The sequence below is a fragment of the Colwellia demingiae genome (assembly GCF_007954275.1).
Classification (GTDB): domain Bacteria; phylum Pseudomonadota; class Gammaproteobacteria; order Enterobacterales; family Alteromonadaceae; genus Colwellia; species Colwellia demingiae.
The window spans coordinates 1-1,951 of the sequence record NZ_VOLT01000026.1; the positions used below are offsets into that span (position 1 = coordinate 1).

Below are 1,951 nucleotides of genomic sequence, written 5' to 3' on the forward strand. Positions count from 1 at the left end.
CGATTAATGTAGGTAGAAATAGCATTGGCTAACATACAACCAGGCACGTCATTGTTACCATACACAAGCGGACGCTCATGGGCACCGGTGGCCAAAATAACCTGCTTTGCTCTGACTTTGTGCACACGTTGACGGGTGCTTTGCAGTTGATGCTCCCCTAAATGGTCGGTGCGACGCTCATTGATACCCACTAGGTTATGATCGTAATAACCAAAAACCGTACTGCGAGGTAATAACATGACGTTATCCATCTCGCTAAGTTGTGCGACTATTTTTTCCACCCATTGACTGGGTAGTTGACCGTCTATTGGCTGCGTTGAGCACAATAAACTGCCACCAAATTCATTTTGCTCATCACTAATGATAACGCGTGCGCCTGTTTGCGCAGCCGATAAGGCAGCCGCTAACCCCGCTGGGCCACCACCCACAATCATCACATCACAATGATGGTGCATTTTATCATACGTGTCGGGATCGCTTTGTTGAGGACTTGCCCCTAAACCAGCGCCTTTGCGAATTAAATGCTCATACGACATCCATAACGACTGTGGAAACATGAAGGTTTTATAATAAAATCCTGGCGGCATCATATAGCCACCTAACTTGCCAACCGTGCCCATTAAATCAAAATCAACATTGGGCCAACCGTTGGTTGAGCTTGCTGTTAAGCCTTGATACAGGTCAGTTTGTGTCGCACGTGGGTTGGGAATTGTGGTCGCTTGCGTCGAGCCAATTTGAAAAATGGCGTTCGGCTCTTGCGAGTCACTGGTAATAATACCGCGAGGACGTGAGTACTTAAAACTACGCCCGACCACATCAACGCCATTGGCTAACAAGGCTGATGCGACGGTATCGCCTTCAAAACCTTTATATTCTTTGCCGTTAAAGCTAAAGGTTAAGGTGCGGTTGCGATTAATGCGTTTGCTGCTTCCAGCGATTCGATTAACTTGGCTCATGATTGGCCCTCTTCACTAGCGGTGACGCTGGGTTGTTGACCCATTTTGTAAGTTTCCATGATTTCATAGGTCACGGTGTTTCGGGTCGCGTTAAAATATTTGCGACAACCAGCGGCATGTAACCACATCTCGTGATGTAACCCGCGCGGGTTTTTACGGAAAAATAAGTAACGCGCCCATTGCTCATCACTAATTTCTTCGGGTTGTAGTGGGCGCACGATATGAGCTTGTCCAGCAGGACTAAACTCTTCTTCTTCGCGCAGCTCTTCACAATAAGGACAGTGGATAAGTAACATAATAAATTCCTCTTAGTGCGCAACACCGGCAGCGCCGTGTTCGTCAATTAATTCGCCTGATGAAAAGCGGTCGATGCTAAAGGGTTTGGCTAACGGGTGTGGCTCATCGTGAGCGATAGTATGGGCAAACACATGCCCAGCACCTGGCGTGGCTTTAAAACCACCGGTGCCCCAACCACAGTTAAAATACAGCCCTTTGATGTGTGTTTTTGAAATAATAGGACACGCATCTGGGCAGGTATCAACAACACCACCCCAAGCGCGATTAAGGCGCACACGACTAAAAATGGGGAACATTTCGATAATGGCGGCAATGGTATGCTCGACCACATTAAATGAGCCACGCTGACCATAACCGGTATAACCATCAATACCCGCACCAATGACCAAGTCACCTTTATCGGATTGACTGACGTAACCGTGTACATGGTTTGACATCACAACGGTATTTAAAATTGGTTTTAACGGCTCTGATACCATGGCTTGTAAAGGATGGGATTCAAGGGGTAATTCCATGCCCACCATCTTGGCAATCACACTGGAGTTACCGGCAGCGACACACGCCACTTTACCCGCAGAAATAAAACCACGATTGGTTTCAACGCCTTCTACTGCGCCGTCTTTACGACGAATGCCAGTGACTTCGGTTTGCTGTAATAAATCAACGCCTAAGGCATCCGCAGCGCGGGCAAAACCCCA

The 1,951-nt window shown here is 47.7% G+C and carries 3 protein-coding genes; all 3 read right to left on the reverse strand.

The genetic code is table 11. The annotated features are described in order from the left end of the window. Window positions 1–956, reverse strand: a 956-nt coding sequence (locus ESZ36_RS22360) for a 2Fe-2S iron-sulfur cluster-binding protein (RefSeq protein ID WP_146792015.1), incomplete at its 3' end; no start/stop codon positions are given. Then, window positions 953–1,252 (reverse strand): sarcosine oxidase subunit delta, encoded by a 300-nt coding sequence (locus ESZ36_RS22365; protein ID WP_146792017.1) that lies wholly within the window; start codon window positions 1,250–1,252, stop codon window positions 953–955. The genes ESZ36_RS22360 and ESZ36_RS22365, both read right to left, overlap by 4 nt. Before the next feature lie 12 nt (window positions 1,253–1,264). Continuing rightward, a partial coding sequence (locus tag ESZ36_RS22370; protein WP_146792019.1) for an FAD-dependent oxidoreductase occupies window positions 1,265–1,951 on the reverse strand: 687 nt, incomplete at its 5' end.